General features: G+C 57.1%; 2 protein-coding genes. Both read right to left on the bottom strand.

The window, feature by feature from the left end:
- Positions 1-454 precede the first annotated feature (454 nt).
- Positions 455-1,408 (bottom strand): hypothetical protein, encoded by a 954-nt coding sequence (locus ACXJMY_RS37860; protein ID WP_456624445.1) that lies wholly within the window; start codon positions 1,406-1,408, stop codon positions 455-457.
- Positions 1,409-1,522: 114 nt separating this feature from the next.
- On the bottom strand, positions 1,523-1,903 hold a 381-nt coding region (locus tag ACXJMY_RS37855), incomplete at its 5' end, for a hypothetical protein (protein ID WP_456624444.1).

Genomic DNA, 1,903 nt, shown 5'->3' with positions numbered 1-1,903 from the left:
GCCATATTGAAAGTTGGACCGCCCAGCCGCCGATCGGGTGGTCATCATCCTTCAATAGATAGGGAATGGAAAAATCTATCGAGAGAATTCGCACCTGACACCCCGAGCTTACTGCGACCGCAATATCAACATGGCACCCAAACTCACACCCCAAGCACCATAGTATTTTGAACCGGTCCGCGGCTCGACCCTTTCGGATTACCCATTCTCGATCACAGGAGAAGCCCAGACCAGCAAATCGCGGAATGGGGTGCGCCAAGCCGGGAAGTAAACCGGCATCGAGAGCTTTGGATCGCCGAGCGAGGGAAGTGGTTCTCCGCCGAACGGCCCCGCAGCTCGTGCCGAGTCGCGTGTTCGCCAAGGAACACGAGCGAGGGGCCAAGCTGAGCGCCCTTGGGAACGCAGTCGATCCACGCGATCGAATAGGTTGAACTGTCGCCGGCGTCGGGGGCGATCATTTCGCAATAAATTCCGAATCCGCTGCCCCCCGTATCTCACTTGTGACGGCTGGGCGTTGAGGGCGGCCAATTTTGGTTTGCCGTTCGCAATTGTGTTCCCCTGCCCCAGCCGACAACACGATATCCTCAATCTCGCTCCCGTCGCGGATCCTGGCTACGATCTCAAATTTGTTCGCCTCGCTAAGCTGGAAGATCGTGCCGTTGTTGTTGCCGTCCGCGTGCGTTCGGTTCACAATCAGGAACGAACCGGCATCCATCAGCCGATCCTTGAGATTGTCCACGGCGCGGCGCAACTGCGCCTCGTCGAAATAGCCGCGATTAAGCAGATTTGACACGCGGATTGCGTTGAACCGGCCGCGCAGATGCTCCGGGGTCGGCGCCATTATGTCGTCATCGGCAAAACTCAGCCGGGCGTTGTCGCGCGCATCCGGGTTCACAAGCAGTACAGCCTCTCCCCTTCGCCTCCCATAGGTCAACAGCAACAGCGTGCTTGCAAGCGCATTGAGCGCGGCGACGAAGAAACCGGTACCCCTGAAGAAATCCCGCGGCCCATCCAAGGACCATCGGACCGGGCGATTGCCGAGAATGTGCTGAATCACCTTGCCGTCGCGGTCGAGAAGAACCTCATATCCCGGCAACAGGGGCACGAGGCTCCCGTGCATGCACAGGTCCGTCGCGACGATTTCCGCATCGATACCAGCCTGGGCTAGGGCTTCCGCCCATTCGAGCGTGGAAATCCCCGAGGATGCGCCTACGTCCATGATCTCGCGCGGCTTACGGTCGAGTTTCTGCCACTCGCCGATAACCAGCATATTGAGATCATCGAGTCGATGATGGTCGGTGGTCTTGAAGGTGCCGTTGCGCAGGCGGATTGAGGCAAAGAATGCCGCCTCCTCCTTTTGCGTAAACGTATCACCTGCTGTCAAAAAACTCCTTGCATTCAAAATCACGCCGGCCTCCAAAATCTCGCAATGCGCAAAGCCCAGACCTGCCTTTAGACAAGATCATAAATGCAAAAAAGCGCCACGGTGGGCCGAAGTGCGGGCGATTGATCCAGGACGTGGCTACCGGCCATGTGAAACAATGCTAAGAGGTTCTGTTGGCGCATGGTCACTCCAGATCCCGGAGGCCGACTCCCCAACGGGACGAGACGTATTAGCTAGTGCATTTCCTTCTCTTCGCATCTCGGCAAGTGTTCGATAATACCCTGTCACAATCAAGATAGCAGCATAAGACACCAAAACGGCAGCAGGCCCGACTGTCGCAGCAATTGGCGCCGACGGTTCCAGCACGTCGGCCGACAAACGTACCACGATTGCGCACACCGCAGATACGCTCAAAATTATTCCAAGATTCTTCCAATCCTGCACCCTTGCGATCGGAACGCTCATCACTTTTGAAAGTCTTCTCAGGCAGAGCGCATACGCCATGAAGGTGGCCAGTAC

Source organism: Bradyrhizobium sp. P5_C12 (genome assembly GCF_054049735.1).
The sequence above is the reverse complement of the archived record's forward strand: the minus strand, read 5'-3'. Positions and strand labels throughout refer to the sequence as shown.